Origin of the sequence: Fluviicola taffensis DSM 16823 (assembly GCF_943372375.1) — a bacterium.
Taxonomy (GTDB): Bacteria; Bacteroidota; Bacteroidia; order Flavobacteriales_D; family Crocinitomicaceae; genus Fluviicola; species Fluviicola taffensis_A.
Genome location: NZ_CALRYJ010000013.1, coordinates 1 through 16,202, shown reverse-complemented (window position 1 = coordinate 16,202; position 16,202 = coordinate 1). Strand labels below are relative to the sequence as shown.

Annotated in this window: 11 protein-coding genes and 1 pseudogene; 4 read left to right on the top strand and 8 right to left on the bottom strand. The window is 39.5% G+C overall.

Annotated elements, in window-relative coordinates; translation table 11 throughout:
- Window positions 1–2 precede the first annotated feature (2 nt).
- Entirely contained in the window at window positions 3–476 is a 474-nt protein-coding gene (rlmH, locus tag AAG807_RS15920; RefSeq protein WP_341906070.1) for a 23S rRNA (pseudouridine(1915)-N(3))-methyltransferase RlmH, read from the bottom strand.
- A gap of 173 nt (window positions 477–649) precedes the next feature.
- Between rlmH and AAG807_RS15915 the strand changes: the two genes are divergently transcribed.
- Together AAG807_RS15915 and nadC are read left to right on the top strand one after the other, a co-directional pair.
- Window positions 650–1,027 carry a DUF4783 domain-containing protein gene (locus tag AAG807_RS15915; protein WP_341906067.1) on the top strand — a complete coding sequence of 126 codons (378 nt, stop codon included), beginning with the start codon at window positions 650–652 and terminating at the stop codon, window positions 1,025–1,027.
- A gap of 88 nt (window positions 1,028–1,115) precedes the next feature.
- Window positions 1,116–1,949, top strand: a complete 834-nt coding sequence (nadC, locus tag AAG807_RS15910) for a carboxylating nicotinate-nucleotide diphosphorylase (protein WP_341906064.1) — start codon at window positions 1,116–1,118, stop codon at window positions 1,947–1,949.
- Here the strand turns inward: nadC and AAG807_RS15905 are convergent.
- From AAG807_RS15905 to AAG807_RS15875, 7 genes are all read right to left on the bottom strand, one after another.
- The gene (locus AAG807_RS15905; protein ID WP_341906061.1) at window positions 1,946–4,015 is read right to left on the bottom strand and encodes a 7TM diverse intracellular signaling domain-containing protein; all 2,070 of its coding nucleotides are present in this window, start codon (window positions 4,013–4,015) and stop codon (window positions 1,946–1,948) included. The two genes, nadC and AAG807_RS15905, sit on opposite strands and share 4 nt — an antisense overlap.
- Before the next feature lie 106 nt (window positions 4,016–4,121).
- On the bottom strand, window positions 4,122–4,496 hold the full coding sequence (locus tag AAG807_RS15900; protein WP_341906059.1) for a hypothetical protein: 375 nt from the start codon (window positions 4,494–4,496) through the stop codon (window positions 4,122–4,124).
- A gap of 4 nt (window positions 4,497–4,500) precedes the next feature.
- Entirely contained in the window at window positions 4,501–5,112 is a 612-nt protein-coding gene (locus AAG807_RS15895) for a DEAD/DEAH box helicase (RefSeq protein ID WP_341906056.1), read from the bottom strand.
- Window positions 5,113–5,130: 18 nt separating this feature from the next.
- Complete coding sequence (locus tag AAG807_RS15890) at window positions 5,131–5,562, bottom strand: hypothetical protein (RefSeq protein ID WP_341906054.1); 432 nt, start codon at window positions 5,560–5,562, stop codon at window positions 5,131–5,133.
- A gap of 100 nt (window positions 5,563–5,662) precedes the next feature.
- Window positions 5,663–7,858, bottom strand: a complete 2,196-nt coding sequence (locus AAG807_RS15885) for a M43 family zinc metalloprotease (protein WP_341906051.1) — start codon at window positions 7,856–7,858, stop codon at window positions 5,663–5,665.
- A 282-nt stretch (window positions 7,859–8,140) separates the two neighbouring features.
- Window positions 8,141–8,881, bottom strand: coding sequence for a geranylgeranylglyceryl/heptaprenylglyceryl phosphate synthase (locus AAG807_RS15880; protein WP_341906048.1), 741 nt, complete (start codon window positions 8,879–8,881; stop codon window positions 8,141–8,143).
- Complete coding sequence (locus AAG807_RS15875) at window positions 8,865–9,500, bottom strand: 4'-phosphopantetheinyl transferase superfamily protein (RefSeq protein ID WP_341906046.1); 636 nt, start codon at window positions 9,498–9,500, stop codon at window positions 8,865–8,867. Before AAG807_RS15875 ends, AAG807_RS15880 begins: the two co-directional genes overlap by 17 nt.
- A 229-nt stretch (window positions 9,501–9,729) precedes the next feature.
- Here AAG807_RS15875 and AAG807_RS15870 point away from each other — a divergent pair, with 229 nt between their 5' ends.
- Together AAG807_RS15870 and AAG807_RS15865 are read left to right on the top strand one after the other, a co-directional pair.
- Entirely contained in the window at window positions 9,730–13,512 is a 3,783-nt protein-coding gene (locus AAG807_RS15870) for a carboxypeptidase regulatory-like domain-containing protein (protein WP_341906045.1), read from the top strand.
- A gap of 19 nt (window positions 13,513–13,531) precedes the next feature.
- Window positions 13,532–16,202, top strand: a pseudogene (locus tag AAG807_RS15865) (T9SS C-terminal target domain-containing protein); the annotation flags it as partial.

Here is a 16,202-nt window from a genome sequence, read left to right as displayed (position 1 = left end):
GCCTACTGATGATGATAAGGTTCATTCCTCAAAATAGTCATTGCACGATAAACTTGTTCGATGAAGAACAAACGGATCATCTGATGCGAAAAGGTCATCTGGGACAAGGAAATCATTCCATTCGACCGTTGGTAGACTGCATCACTGAAACCATATGGTCCGCCAACAACAAAACAAATCTGTTTGCCACCCCGATTGAACTGGTCTTGAAGATAAGCTGAGAACTCAAGTGAACTGTATTCCTTCCCGTTTTCATCCAATAGGATGAGCGAATCTGTCGGGCTGATCTTTTCCAGGATCAATTCTCCTTCCCGCTGCTTGATTTGACTTACAGATAAGCTTTTTGCCTGTTTGATATCCGGGATGATTTGTAGTTGAAACGGAATATAATGCCGCAGTCTTTTTAAGTACTCCTGTTCTCCATCCTCCAGAAATTTCTTTCCTGTTTTACCAATACAAAGTAGTGTTACCTGCATGCAACGAATATACGAAAATTGTTGCTAGTCATTAAATCCACCTAAATCATTCGCCATTGTTTCGCTTTTTTCATGGAGTAAGAGCAAACTAATCTATTAAAATAGTAGAGAATTGCCGGGATTTGATTTTAGGCACTATATTTGTTGCATGCGGTCAAATAACAATTGAAAATATGGGCTTTGTTTTATCATTAATAGCTTCTTTTATTTTATCACTTCATACGGTTACAGATGCAAATTTCACAGCCGTTGAACAAGCATTCAATAGAGAAGATGCCGCAAAGATCATTTCTTATGGAAAGGATAAAGTATTGCTTCAGATTCAAGGGAAAGAAGGCATTTATGCGCAATCCCAAGCAACTCAATTGTTGAAAGATTTCTTTAACCGAAAACCGGTTTCGAGCTTCCGTTTTACATTCAAGGGTAAGGAGAGCGATGATTCTCCGCTAACTACCGGAACCTATTCCTCCAAAAGTGAATCTTTTCGCGTAACCATCAAATGGAAACATATCGGGTCGGAATTGAAGATCGAATCACTTTCCATCGAGTGAATTCAAAATTCAAAATTCAAAAAAACAGAACCATTAAGCAGTAGGATTTTTGAATTCATAATTCTGCATTTTGCATTAACTTTGTTCCATGTTTGATGAAATTGTAAAAAACGCTCTTCAAGAGGATTTAGGAGATGGAGACCATTCTTCTTTGGCTTGTATACCTGTAAATGCTTCCGGAATTGCAAAGTTATTGGTGAAGGATACCGGCATTCTTGCGGGTGTTGAAGTGGCCAAAAAAGTCTGTGAGCTAGTGGATTCAACATTGGTCTTTGAAGAGCTGTTAACTGACGGAACATCTGTGAAACCGGGAGATATTGCTTTTTACCTGAAAGGAAGTGCGCAATCCATTTTGGCAGCAGAACGTACCTTGTTGAATTTCATGCAGCGGATGTCGGGAATTGCAACCCAGACAAAGAGCTATGTTGATCTGTTGGAAGGAACCCGAACAAATTTATTGGATACACGCAAAACTACTCCCGGAGTTCGTTATATGGAAAAGTGGGCTGTCCGGATTGGAGGAGGGATGAATCACCGTTTTGCACTCTACGATATGATCATGCTGAAAGACAATCATGTGGATTTTGCAGGTGGAATCAAACAAGCTATTTTAAGAACCCATGATTATTTGAAATCCACCGGAAAAAAATTGAAAGTGGAGATAGAGGTCCGTAACCTGAGAGAATTGGATGAGGTTCTGGAAACAGGAATGGTGGATCGGATCATGCTGGATAATTTCACTCCGGACTTGTTGAACGAAGCGATTGTGAAAATTGACGGTCGCTACGAAACGGAGGCTTCCGGCGGAATTACGAAAGAAACTATTCGTGCTTTTGCAGAGACAGGTGTGGATTTCATATCCGTTGGCGCATTAACCCATAGTTTTAATAGCCTGGATATGAGTTTGAAGGCAACCTTTTAATTCAAATCGATTAGCATCATACAGATATCATCCAATTGTTCTTCTTTTCCCATCCATTTCATTAAACCTTGTTCAATGTTCTGAAGGTGATTTTGTGGATTCGGATCATACTCTTCGAGAACCAATTTCTTCAGTCCCGGAGTTTTCAGTTTTTTCCCGGATTTCTCACCGAACTGGTCAATGCACCCATCTGAAAACAATAAAATGCGCTGGTTTTCCCGGTAACTCATTTCATGTAGTTCGAATGCTAAACTGGACTCTGATTTACCAACAGGTCTTTTGGTAGGCGGGATCACTTGAATCTCCCCTTCGTTTAAAATCCATAATGGATTGTTGGCACCACAAAAACGTAAAATCTGTTTTTCAGAATTATAGCATGCTACGGAGATATCCATTCCATCGGAGAGCTCCATTCCATCTGTTAACAGATAGTTTCTTAGATAAGAGCTGACACGGGTCAATAGGTCTGCTGGATCTGCATCCTCTAACAAGCGGGACGATTCATTGAGTGCGTTCATACATAAGACGCTCATCATGGCTCCCGGAACGCCGTGTCCGGTACAATCGGCAACAGCAACAAACTTCCAGATATCTTCTCCGATACGGATACGTTTGACCCAATAGAAATCTCCGGCAACAATGTCTTTCGGATAATAGAAAACATTTAGATGCGGGATGAGGGTCGAGTAATAGGAACTGCTTGGCAATAGCGCGTTCTGAATCCGTTTTGCATACAAGATACTGCTTGTAATCTCTTCATTTTTATGTTCCAGTTCATTCCGCTGTTGGATGACTTCCTTTGTTCTTAATTCAACTTCTGCTTCCAACTGGATATTCAGATTCTCTTTCAGTTCATTTGCTTCTGCCAGTACGGAAATGGAGGCATCATTCATGATTTTGAATCGCTGCAATATCCCGAATGTCAAAATGATCATTTCTACGGCAAACCCGATTTGCAAACCGTTATCTGCTAGAAAACTGTTGGGAATGACTCCAAAGTTCCTTAGTACAAATGCAAAAACAGAGATTTGTAGAATGGAGAATGCGACCAAATAGGATTTGGCAGTCCTTGAACCCGTTTTCAGGGTGATAATTAAAGGGTAAATGATGAACAGATTTAATATCAGGGTCATCGCATTTACGGTGATAGCCGAAATATTCATAAATGCGGTTCCGGGAATAAGGCTCAGAAAAACATTCAGTAATAAAACAAGTTGAATCGTCCTTACTATCGGTTTGATTTTAGGCGTGTTGATATGCAATTCAAGGTAACGGTAGGTAAAGTTTAGGAAAAACAAAACACCCAACGATGCCAGGATTGGATTTGCCCTATTCGAAATGAAATACTGATCAGTCCAAAGCCAGGTTGTCCCGAAACCTAATAAGGACATCTGGAGTAGGGTGAAGGAAGCCCCATATAAAGTGTAGATGTAAGCAATTCGTTGACGAAACAAGATTCCAATCGCTAAATTGAGAATGATAATGAAAATCATTATTCCGAATAACAGACCGTAGAACACTTGTTTGTTTCCGTGTTTTACCTGGATGTATGAGCCTTTTTCAAGTGAACTTTGAAAGTAGAATTGTTCTCCGCCGTTATTTACGCGGAACAGGAAGCCATTTGTACTGTGTGGATCCAATTTTAAAGGGAAGATTAATTCGCGGTTCCCATTGTAACGCCATGCAAAGGGACGTTGATCTCCGCTATGAGCAACAGGAATGAACGTACTGTTTCCAATCCGTTTATAGACATCCACTTCATCGATAATCGGATTGCTTAATTTAAGCATGCGTATAAGGCGCGATTTAGAAAGGTTCTTGGTTTCAAAATAGAACCACACATCCTTCGTTTCGAACCCCAGGTTAACCATTCGGGAATTGATCGGTTTGAAGCTATTCAAATGTGATTTGACAGCCTGAAGACTCGATTGATGATTCGGTGCTATGAAGTACTTTAGTTGATTCCTTTCCAGTTTCAGGAAGTCATCGTGCTCCGTTATTGAAACTTGCGCGCTCGAAAGTAAATGAACAAAAGATAAAATAAATACAACGAAATAATTTTTCACAATGCAGGTTTAGTGTGCAACGTTTCAGTATACCAAATACGCAATTACCAATGAATTGGTTTTACCTTAAATATAAAAATATTTTAAATAGTGATTGGTGCCTGATTCAGTTGTCCAAAAGTTCGTCTTCTTCGTCCTTATCTTTTTTGAATGGATTCACAAAATAGGAGAAACCGGTAATTGCAAGACCAAGGATCAGAATGTAGGACGAATAATTCAGCCCCATGGTTTGAGTCACAAAACCGATAAATACAACCAGGGATCCGATCCAAAACAACAAATTGAACTCTTCCCATTTATCTTCCGGAATAAACCGAAATTGAAGAAGACTTAAAAGAAGTCCTAGCCCGCCAAAAACATAAAAACCGATTCGTATTGCATTCGTAATACCAAAAGTGTTGCGTGAGTAAAGTAAAACCGCGCATACCATTCCAATGATATAACAAATAGTGGAAATGTTTTTCAGTTGTTTGGCTAACATGCGATCAGATTTCAGAAGTTTCGTAAAAGGTACAAATATCCTCGCAAAAAGTTTCAAGGCGAGCATGCGTTCCTTCCGAAAAAATCAATTTTTGACATTTTGGCAAGCTCTCGGCAATTCGTTTGATAGACTGAATGGTGATCGGGTTCTTGCAGATAGTTTCAGCTTGATCGATAATAACCAGGCTCAACTGATTCATGTGAATCCCATTCTGATTATACAATTCCAATAATCGCTTTGGATTCCCGATAATTATTTCAGCACCTTCGAAAATGGCATTGCGTTGCTCAATGATCTTGCTTTTATCATCTGCAAGTTCAATGGTAACATCCGTTCGTTTCATTAAGTGGTGAAATGATTTTACTTTTTCACGGGCACTTTCCCAAGATGGGGTGATCCATAAAACCCGAGGGGAACCTTCCAGCATTTCCGGAGCTCTCATAAATGAGATGAAATGCATTCCATCAATCAGATCCTGATCGGGTGTTGCGAAAATCAACTGATTTTTTCCTTGTTTGGATAGTTTGATTAATTTTTGTTGTCTTTCGGTATAGCCTTCAAGGCCTAACTCGATAAGTGTGTTTTCCAGTCGATGGTTTAATTCTTCAAACTTCATACTGCAAAATAAGACAAATTATTTTGTTTTCGGACGAGTCAGGGTGAAGAGACCGTCGTTTATTTTGTAGTCCCAGCCGGTTAGGGTTTTAAATAGTTGCACATATCTCAGAAATAAGACGGATCTTCTGTTGAATAATTGATCGTTTTCTGAAACAGGGACAAATTCAATGCTTTGACAATAAGGGGTTTGCTCTATGAAATCAAGTAATATTGCCACGACTGTTGCCATTACTTTGTAAACATCTCCTGTATTCATGGTTTGATATTCATCCTGATCATGACTTTTCAGACTCAAGTCTACAATGTAGTTCATGATATGACTGTTTTTCTGAACAAACTGAACACTGTATTCGTCGCCAAGTAAATTCACAAAACTGTATTCACGAATTCCGATGAATGCAGGTCTTTGAAATGGATAAGGAGTAGCAAATGTAACACGAGGGTTCATAGAGTGAAAGTAGTAATTTCCAACTGAATAGCGAGTTGTTTAAACAAAAAAAGTCCTGACTTTTATCGTCAGGACTTTCCTATGTTTAAGTTGAATCTTTTTAATAAACTACTACTCGGTGAGTAGATTTAGCCGCTCCTTGAACTGCTGATAGGATATAACATCCTTTCGCAACATTCATAGGGATATTTACTGTTTGAACTCCGGAAGAAGCAGGAACCTCAGTAGTTGAGATCATTGCACCTTTCAAGTCCATCACAATCAGTTTCATTCCGATTTCTGTGTTTGCAACTTCAACTGACAAGTCAGATCCAGTAGCAACAGGGTTTGGAGCAATTGAAATGTTAGATAGCATTCCATTATCCTCAATCCCTAGTGTTCCACTGATATTGAAGTTGTCAAAGTAGAAGTTAGAAGAGAAGTCAGAAGCGATAAACTCAAATTTGAATCTGGTCTTGTTATCTGCAGCTGATGGTGTGTATGTGAAAGTAGCTGTTTTCCATTGAAGATCATTGTTTGGAACGTAATCCGCATTCTGATAACCAGCTGTTATCAACGCAGCACCAGTAATGGATGTTTTTTGAATCCACGTTTTACCACAGTCTCTTGAGTAGTAAACAACCAATTTCTCCGTGATATCTGTAGAAGCAGTTGCTTTTGTACCATAAGCATAATCAAATGAGATATTGATATTTGATGTACTTCTCAAATCAATAGCAGGAGAAATCAAATAATCTTTCGAGTTTCCTAAACGATCGTAATAGTAATAATCGTCTGTAAACATTTGAGCTCCGTTAACATTCTTGTAGTTGTTCAACTTGAAACATCCAGAGTTTGCTCTTCCTCCAGTTGCAACGCGGTTGAATGAAGGATAGTTGTTTTCAGGATTGTGAGAAATCCAGAAATTTCCGTTTTGGTTGAAGTCTTCTGTTCTTGGACCTAAATATTCAGCCCAATCACCTTGGATGTAAATCATGTGATCAACCATTTTAGTATCAGATCCAGCAGTATTGGATACTGTTAGAGTAACTGCGTACCATCCTGGTAAAGCATACGTTACAGTTGGATTTTGAGTTGTTGAAGTTGCAGGGCTTCCTCCAGGGAAACTCCAAGACCATGAAGTGACACCTGCTTTCCATGATGCATCTTTAAAAGCGATAGGATCGTTAACACAAGCAGTAATACCATTTGCATTTGGTCCGCTGTTACCTGAAGCACCATTTGCATCCACGTAAAAATCAGCCTTCGGAGTACAAGTAACAGGAGTTATGGTAGAAGTTCCTGTTGCAATCAAGTTAGCTGCAGTGTACAAATTGTTACGTCCACTAGTTTCCTGATCCAATACATTGTTCATGAAATTCGACTGACCTTTTGTAAACATTACGGAACAATAGGAATAATCCATGTAGTTTTGAGCATTGTCCTGTGGATCATTCGGATACCAATAATCTGTAGTTTGAACACCGTCAACACAAGAGTTCAAAGCTAGTTGACAGCTAGTCATACCGATACAGTTCGGAGTATCATCAATACCGTCATCCTGATTACAGCTAGCTGCATTACCTGGATCGTTATCATTCCCCCAAGTGTGCGCCAATCCTAAGTAGTGACCGATTTCATGAGTCAAAGCTCTTGAATTATTGGGGCTACTTGGGAAAATACTTCCTACATAATCGTAAAGGATGATAATTCCATCTCTGAAGAAACCTGTTCCTGTAACACCTGTCGGATAGTAAGCATAACCAGCAACTCCGGCAGATCCAATTGTTTTAACAAGCCAAACATTCAAATATTTGTCTCTGTCCCATTGGCTTAATTTGGAGTAATCATCACCTTGATTGGTGTTGTGATCGTAAATGTGCTCGATACCATTTGTACAATTTCCATAAGGATCCAATGTAGCTAAACGGAATTCAATTTTTGAATCACCGATAAGTGTATCAAAAGGACTTACAACTATACTGGTATCCGGATTTAGTTTGCGGTAATCTCTATTAAGGATTGCCATTTGATCTTGAATTACCTGGTCAGAAACGTTTTCTACACCGTATTCGTGAACGATATGGAAAACAATAGGGATAATACGAACCGTAATTGATTTTCCATCAACGATACGAGTTTCTGTATAACGGTGTAATAATTTTTTGTAATCTTCCTCTAATCCGGGATTTTCGGCATACAATTTTTTCATTTGTGTATGACTTCCACAAGTGAAGTGATTTTCCTGAGCAAATGATTTCCCAGTTGAAATCACACCAATTAAAGAAAATACACCCAAAAGTAATTTTTTGCGCATGTTTAACAATTTAATAGATTCAACATTGTTTTTTTCAACTTAACTAACATTTTAATAAAAAATGCGGTGGTGTAATCTGTATCGAATTTGAGAGCTTTTTTGGCTTTGTTACTTAATTAATATGCTTTGTATCAAGGTTTTAAATTACTTGAAAAAGCATAAAACTCCTAGTTTTCGTAGTTCACACTGGGTAAATATAGTTGATTATTTTTAACAATGTGATTAAACAACGCCTCTATTTATTGAAGTGTGTTTGATGCTGATTGAACGGTATTGATTTTTCTAATCGACTCTAAATGAACTTTTTTGATAAGTCTCAATATCAAGCAAAAAGTCGATGTTCTCTTCGATCTTGTTTCCGATTACAATCACATTGGCACCGGCATTCTTGTATGATTCGATTTGTTCCAGCGAACGAACACCACCTCCCACTATAACCGGAGTATCAATCTTCTTTTTCAATTCAATGATTAATTGGGTTGGAACAGATTGAAGTGCACCGCTGCCTGCATCAAAATAGGTAAGCTTTTGTCCCATCAGGAACCCTGCTATTCCTGTTTTTAACGAAATGGTGCTGTTCTCCCTGGGAATGGGTGTTGTCTGACTGACATAAGCAACGGAGGTCATTTTGCCTCCATCAATCAGGATGTAGGAAGTTGGAATCACTTCGAGTTTCATATCCAGCACTTCTTCCGCACATGAGACATGGTGACCGATTAAGAAATCCGGATTCCTGCCGGAAATGAGGTTCAGGAAAAGTAATGCGTCTGCCTGTTCCGATAGCTGGTTGCTGGATCCGGGAAATAACACAATTGGAATGGAAGAGTTTTTCTTAATGATCGAAACAACCGCTTCAATCTCTTTTCTTGTAACAGTGCTTCCTCCCACAAAAAAGAAATCGATCAGCGCAAATTCAGCTTTCCGGATAAGTTCCAGCAGATGTTCTTCCGTTTTTGTCTTTTCAGGATCGATCAATAGAGCTAATTGCCCGTTTTTGGATTGAATTTTATTCAGAATATTCATGTAGTAGTTTTCCTTTTCCTAAATTGAAAGTTATTAAAATATTTTGGAAGTTTTCAACATGTAGCTCATATTCATAGATTCCGGATGTTTTTTTGATCGTTCCAAAAAGTTTGTCATCCCGCCTGGAGACCAGTATATCCTCCTTAAAAATTAGTTTTTTCCGATCAGAAAGCTTGTATAAACATTCTTTTAATGACCAAAGAGTCGACATGTCTATGGAATTCGTTTGATCAAAAATCAAGGACTCCTTTTGAGTGATGAATTTGGGAGCAAGCAGAACAGCCTTTTCACGCACCTCTTCGATATCCACGCCAATCAAATGTTCGACACAGGTTGCCAATACGATATGGGTGTTGCAATGAGATAGGGAAATGAAGCCAACGCCTTTGATTTCAGGAGCTCCCGTCGAATCATATTCGATATTCGCTTCACCGAAAAGGTGATGTTTCAGATATCTGGAGGCTGCAAACTCCAATTTTTTCTCGGGATGCTTAATGCCATTTAACCTCAAATTTTCCTCCATATTCAACGTCGATTTGTACGTTTCAAAATGAGAAAAATCGATTTCCATTAAATAAATAGAAACAGCATTTAAATTGATAATAGAAATGGTAGACATACTGCAAAGGTATGTCAGAATCGTTTAAAAAGGATGGTTAATTCAGATATTATTTAATACCAATGCCTTAAGAATAAGGGCTTTTGAAGGTTCCAAACGTTAAGGGAAAGTTAATCAGCGTTAATTTACTTTAAATCACAAAAGTTTTTTAGGAAATGTTAACAAATCGAAAATTACTATATTTACACGCTTTGTTACAATAAAAATGATGTAAAATTAAACTGTACTTATGTTACGTAAACTCAACTTGTTAATTGCAAGTATCTTGTTGACAGTGACTTACGGTTATTCCCAATCAGGTTTGGGAACGATTCGTGGTAGTGTTGTTGATAAGGACAGCAAGGAGGCTATATACGATTGTATCGTAGTCATCAAGCAGAATGGAACGGTTAAGGGGAACACAACCACTGATACAGATGGTAAGTTTCAACTTAACTCGTTGTCACCAGGTTCTTACGATGTTGAGATCAGTAATCCGGGGGAAGGGTATCAGGCAACTTCAATTAGAGGAGTTGTGGTCAATGCTGACCGTATCACTTTCCTGGACAACACTGCTCTCGGACTCCCATCGGGTGAAAAAGCCCTAGATGAAGTCGTTATCGTGGCCTACAAAGTCCCATTAATTAATAAAGATGGTGGTCCTTCCGGGGCGACGATCACGCGTGAGGACATCGCGCGCCTACCAACACGTTCTGCAGCTGGAGTTGCAAGTACGGTAGGTGGGGTTACTACCAATGAGGGAACGGGAGAACTTTCTGTTCGTGGTTCTCGTTCGGATGGTACGTACTTCTTTATTGATGGTATCAAAGTTCGTGGGTCTTCTAACTTACCGAAATCAGCAATTGAGGAGGTATCTGTAATTACCGGAGGTTTGCCAGCTAACTATGGTGATGCTACCGGTGGTATTATCGCTGTAACAACACGTGGTCCATCGGCTAAATACTTTGGTTCATTGGAAGGTGTAACATCTGGTTTCTACTTTAAAGGAAAAGACCCGAACGGGTATGACGGAAAAGTGATTGGATTGGATAAATTCGGATACAACCTAGTTGAAGGATTACTTTCCGGACCACTTTTAATGAGAAAAGACTCAACAGGTAAAAAAACAAAACCAATCTTAGGTTTCTTGCTTTCTGTGAACTACACGAATGAATTGGACAGCCGTCCTTTGAATGGTGGGTCATACCGAATCAAGAAAGAAGCTAGAGATTATTTGTTGGACAATCCGGTAAGAGCGAGCTCTACAGGTAACGGAACTTTCCACAATGCAAATTATCTGAGAGAAAGTGATTTCGAAAAAACGAAATGGAGAATGAATGCTGGTCGTTCAACAATTTCTGCTTCCGCTAAAATTGATGTGAATACTGGACCTTCAGTCAACTTGACTTTCGGGGGATCATTGAACTACTCTTATGGAAGTAATTACGACTATGATAATTCATTGTTGAACTTCACTAATTTTGGAGTTTACAATCAATTGGATTACCGTGTTTACGGACGTTTCACTCAACGATTCTCGAACAATAAAGAAGGATCAAGTTCAAAAGTGAAGTCGGCGTTTTATTCCATCATGGTGGATTACTCAAAAACAAAAACTGAAACTTACGATAAGAACCACAAATACGATTTGTTTAGTTATGGACACGTAGGGAAGTTTACAAGAAGTTTCCGTCCTACTTACGAATTCAAAAATGGTGACTATTACCAAACTGCGACACCTCAGGAATATTTGGTTCAATTCCAGGCTTCTGAGACAAACTCTGCTTTAGCTGCGATCACTCAAAATTATTTTGACCTATACGCAGGTAATCCAACAGACCATTTTGAGACATTGTTGCAAGTTCAAAACGGACGTGCATTGAGAAACGGTGATGTTCCTACTTCAGTTTATGGAATCTGGAATAACATCGGTACACCGAATAATGGATTCAGTAAATCAGAGCAAGATCAGTTCCGTATTACAGGATCAGGTTCAGTGAACATTGGTGACCACTCCATCTCTTTAGGATTTGAATACGAACAACGTTGGGATAGAGGTTGGTCAAATGGAAATGCAGGACCGATTTCACTTTGGACAACTGCTCGTTTGTTAGCGAATAATCACTTAACAGAGTTGGATTTGACTAATCCGACAGTAGTTAATTTTGGTGCTTACCAGCAATACAGCTACGACCGTTTGAATACCGGATATGCTTATACATCCGGAACAGGTGAATACGGTGGTCAGGAAAATGATGACAAACAATCGTTCTTCGATTACAATCTTCGTCAAAAACTTGGATTTAATCCTGCTGGAACTGATTATGTTGTAGTTGATCAATATGATCCAAGTACATTCTCATTAGATATGTTCTCTCCGGATGAATTGTTCAACCAGGGAGATAACTATGTGAATTACTTCGGGTACGATCATACAGGTAAAAAAGTGAAAGGAAATACGGATATCAATAAGTATTTCAATGAATTTGATGAGAATGGAAACTACAAACGTTTCATTGGTGCATTCCAACCGGTTTACATCGCTGGTTACATCATGGATAAGTTTGCATTCAAGGACATCGTATTCAACGTAGGGGTTCGTGTGGATGTATTCGATGCGAATCAACCGGTGCTAAAAGACAAATATTTGGTTTATACTGCTAACAACGTTACAGAAGCTAGATCTTTGATCGCAGGTGATCCTACAAAATATGCAAACATGGTGATCCCTACTTCAATGGGTGATGATTATGTGGTGTATGTTGATGACGTGAACAGCCCGACTAGAATCAATGGATTTAGAAATGGTGATCAATGGTATGATGCAAATGGTATCGCAATTGAAGATCCGAAATTGATTCGTGGTGTTACAGGTATTTCGCCTTGGTTGAAAGATCCTTCTGCTGCTACCAATCAAAAAGTGAATGCAGATGCATTTGAGGATTACAAACCACAAATCAATGTGATGCCTCGTATCGCGTTTTCATTCCCTATTTCGGATGAGGCATCATTCTTTGCACATTACGATATCTTGACGAAACGTCCTACAACAGGTAACCGTTTTAATCCGATTGATTATCAGTTCATCGAATCTCGAACAAATACGATCAACAATCCGAACTTGAAACCGGAACAAACAATCGATTACGAAATCGGTTTCCAACAAGTTTTGTCTAAGACTTCATCATTGAAAATCTCTGCATTCTATCGTGAACAACGTAACAATGTGCAGTTGATGAATGTATTTGAGGCTTACCCGAATACATACCGCACATTTGGTAACCGTGACTTCGGTACGGTGAAAGGTCTGACGGTTTCTTACGACCTTCGTAGAACTGGAAACGTTCGTATAACAGCTGCATATACATTGCAGTTTGCTGATGGTACAGGTTCTGATGCAACTTCTGCAGCTTCATTGTTGACAGGTCTTCAAACTGCAGGTTTGCCGAACTTACGTAGTGTATTCCCTTATTCATATGACCAACGTCATACATTTGCAATCACACTTGATTACCGTTACGGTGAAGGAGCTGATTACAACGGACCAATGATTGGTGATGCTAAGATCCTTGAGAATACAGGATTGAATATCATTACGAATATCTATTCAGGTTCTCCTTACAGTTCACAAACAGGTGTTACAGGTGATGCATTATTGAATCCAAACACTTCCGGTATTACTGGAACAGTAAATGGTTCAAGATTGCCTTGGCAGTATCGTTTGGATCTTCAGTTGGATCGTACGTTTGGACTTAACTTCGGTGGGAAAGACGGCACAAAGAAAAAATCAACTTATTTGCAAGTTTATCTTCGTGTAACCAACCTTTTCAATACAATGAACGTTCTAGGTGTTTATAGAGCTACAGGTAACTGGAATGATGATGGATATTTGGCAGCAGCTCAGTACCAAACATCAATTCAAAACCAGCTGGATGAGCAGTCTTTCAGAGATTATTACGCAATGAAAGTGGCTAATCCATTTAATATTAGTGCACCAAGAACTATTCGCTTAGGGGTTAAGTTTGATTTCTAAGAAAGAAAAAAATTAAAGTATGAAACGAACATTAAAATACTTATCGCTCGCAATTACGATGTGCTTCATTGGTCAGGCCAATGCGTATAATCATGATTTTGGGAAAGGGAAGTCGGCTGGGAATAAGCCGAAACCCACGGTGACAACAAAGGCTGCCAATTGTGCACCTGCGAATTACCGTAAAACCATGTCCTTTAATGATGTTAGTTGTCAGTTGGAAACAGGAGGATTGTTATTCCTGGATCGCGCAAACGGACTAGCAACTTATACTGTTCCAAAGAAAAAAGGAAGTGAAACTGCAGTTACAACAATTTATGCTGGAGCACTTTGGATGGGAGGAACTGACGTGAATGGTCAATTGAAATTGGCTGCCGTTAAATTCCGCCAAGATGGAAATGACTTCTGGCCTGGTCCGCTTACTGTTCAGTATGGTACAGGTAACTTCGATCCGTCTGTTGTTCAGGGAGATACTGCAAGACGCGATTATGGTGATGGAACCATTGACCCGGATCAGTGTTTGTTGTATGACAACATTTTCACGATTACAAAAGCTGGTGTTATACTATTCATTACCTATAATGATTGTACGACAGGTGATTGTCCTCCTCCAACAAACGAAACTTTGGCTCAGATCAATGCTTGGCCGGGTAACGGAGATATTGGTCGTGGACAAGATCAGTTTCTTGCACCATTTTATGATGTGAACAATGATATGTTCTACGAACCTGAAGAAGGTGATTACCCATGGTATGATGATATCTTAGGTCGTAATGACATTCAGTGTGGAGCAGACAGACGTGTTAGTTTATTTGGAGATGAGACTCACTGGTGGGTATTCAACGATAAAGGAAACATTCACACTGAATCACAAGGTGAACCGATTGGAATGGAAATCCATGCTCAGGCTTTTGCTTTTGCAACGGATGATGAGATCAATAAAATGACATTCTATAACTATGAGTTGATCAACCGTGGTACTCAGACATTGTATGATACTTATTTCTCACAATATGTCGATGCGGATTTAGGAAACTACAATGATGACTACGCAGGATGTGATGTGACTCGTGGATTGAGTTACATGTATAACGGGGATTTGAATGATGAGCCGAACTCCGGACGACCAGGATTTGGAGTTAATCCACCTGCAATTGGAGTTGACTTCTTTGAAGGTCCTTACCAGGATGCGGATGGATCGGATAACCCGGGACCAGTTGTAGATACACTTACTGGTCAGTTAGTGATTCCTACTGTTGCAAATGCTATTGCAAACAAAGGGATTGTTTACAAAGGATTGGGTATCGGTTACGGAGACGGAATTGCAGATAACGAGCGTTACGGTATGCGTAACTTTACAATCTATACAGGAACAAATGCTCCTGCTGGACAATCGGATCCAAATTCATCTTCTCAGTTCTACAACTATATGCAAGGTTTGTGGCAGTTTGGAGATCAGTTGTACTATGGAGGAACAGGATTCCCTGGAGCACCTTGTGTTGGATCAATTGAAACAAATTACATGTTCCCTGCTGATTCTGATACTTTGAATTGGGCAACTGCCGGAGTTGATCCGGGATTTGATTGGTCGGAATTTGAGCCATGTGGAACAGGATCTACATCCAATCCATCAGGTGACCGTCGTTTCGTTCAGTCTGCAGGACCATTTACATTACGTCCTGGAGCGGTGAACAACATTACAGTTGGTATCGTTTATGCAAGAAGTTTTGAAGGACAAATTTTCTCTTCTGTAAACTCATTGAAAACTGCGGATACAAAAGCGCAAGCATTGTTTGACAACTGTTTCCGAATTTTGGAGCCACCAAATGCTCCGGTAATGACAATCCAGGAAATGGGGAATGAGTTGATTATCATGTTGGATAACCCAATTAACTCAAATAACTACCAGGAGAAATACATCGAGGAAGATTTAATTAACATCGTAGATCCATCAACAGGAGGTATTGTTTATGACAAATTCTACCGCTTCGAAGGATACCAGATCTATCAGTTGAAAAATGCACAAGTTGGTATTACTGACTTGGATGATCAGACTGTAGCTCGTTTGGTAGCGCAATGTGACGTTAAAAATGGAGTGAAGCGTTTGATTAACTTCGAATTTGATGAAGAATTAGGCTTTTCTTTCCCGGTAGAGAAAGTGAAGGGGGCTGATTTGGGTGTTAATCATACATTCAGAGTAACAGAAGATTTATTTGCAGCGGGAGACCGTAAGTTGGTGAACTTCAAGACTTATTATTACCTGGCAGTTGCTTATGGTTACAATAACTATAAACCATATGACCCGAGTGATGCACAATTCCTTGATGGACAGAAAAAACCTTACTTACGTTCACGTATTAATGCAGATGGTACACCATTAGCTGGTATTCCTGCAATTCCTCACAACATTTCACCGGAATTGGGTGGATCGATGGCAAACTCTGTTTACGGACAGACTCCACGAATCACACGCTTGGATGGAACCGGAAACGGAGGAAGAGAATTGCAATTGACTACCGCATCAGAGAATGCGATTGTTACCAATGGATTCAAGGATGAATTGGAATACGACTACAACGGTGGACCAATCAACGTGAAAGTTGTTGACCCATTGAATGTGGTAGGAGGTTACTATGAGTGTAAGTTCCGTGACTATGTTGGACCATCCGGAAACGGAAATGCAGCAACAGAGA

What these genes read in the sequence shown, in the direction of transcription:
- rlmH (WP_341906070.1), bottom strand. Translation starts at nt 476, where the DNA reads ATGCAGGTAACACTACTTTGTATTGGTAAAACAGGAAAGAAATTTCTG.
- AAG807_RS15915 (WP_341906067.1), top strand. Translation starts at nt 650, where the DNA reads ATGGGCTTTGTTTTATCATTAATAGCTTCTTTTATTTTATCACTTCAT.
- nadC (WP_341906064.1), top strand. Translation starts at nt 1,116, where the DNA reads ATGTTTGATGAAATTGTAAAAAACGCTCTTCAAGAGGATTTAGGAGAT.
- AAG807_RS15900 (WP_341906059.1), bottom strand. Translation starts at nt 4,496, where the DNA reads ATGTTAGCCAAACAACTGAAAAACATTTCCACTATTTGTTATATCATT.
- AAG807_RS15895 (WP_341906056.1), bottom strand. Translation starts at nt 5,112, where the DNA reads ATGAAGTTTGAAGAATTAAACCATCGACTGGAAAACACACTTATCGAG.
- AAG807_RS15890 (WP_341906054.1), bottom strand. Translation starts at nt 5,562, where the DNA reads ATGAACCCTCGTGTTACATTTGCTACTCCTTATCCATTTCAAAGACCT.
- AAG807_RS15885 (WP_341906051.1), bottom strand. Translation starts at nt 7,858, where the DNA reads ATGCGCAAAAAATTACTTTTGGGTGTATTTTCTTTAATTGGTGTGATT.
- AAG807_RS15880 (WP_341906048.1), bottom strand. Translation starts at nt 8,881, where the DNA reads ATGAATATTCTGAATAAAATTCAATCCAAAAACGGGCAATTAGCTCTA.
- AAG807_RS15875 (WP_341906046.1), bottom strand. Translation starts at nt 9,500, where the DNA reads ATGTCTACCATTTCTATTATCAATTTAAATGCTGTTTCTATTTATTTA.
- AAG807_RS15870 (WP_341906045.1), top strand. Translation starts at nt 9,730, where the DNA reads ATGTTACGTAAACTCAACTTGTTAATTGCAAGTATCTTGTTGACAGTG.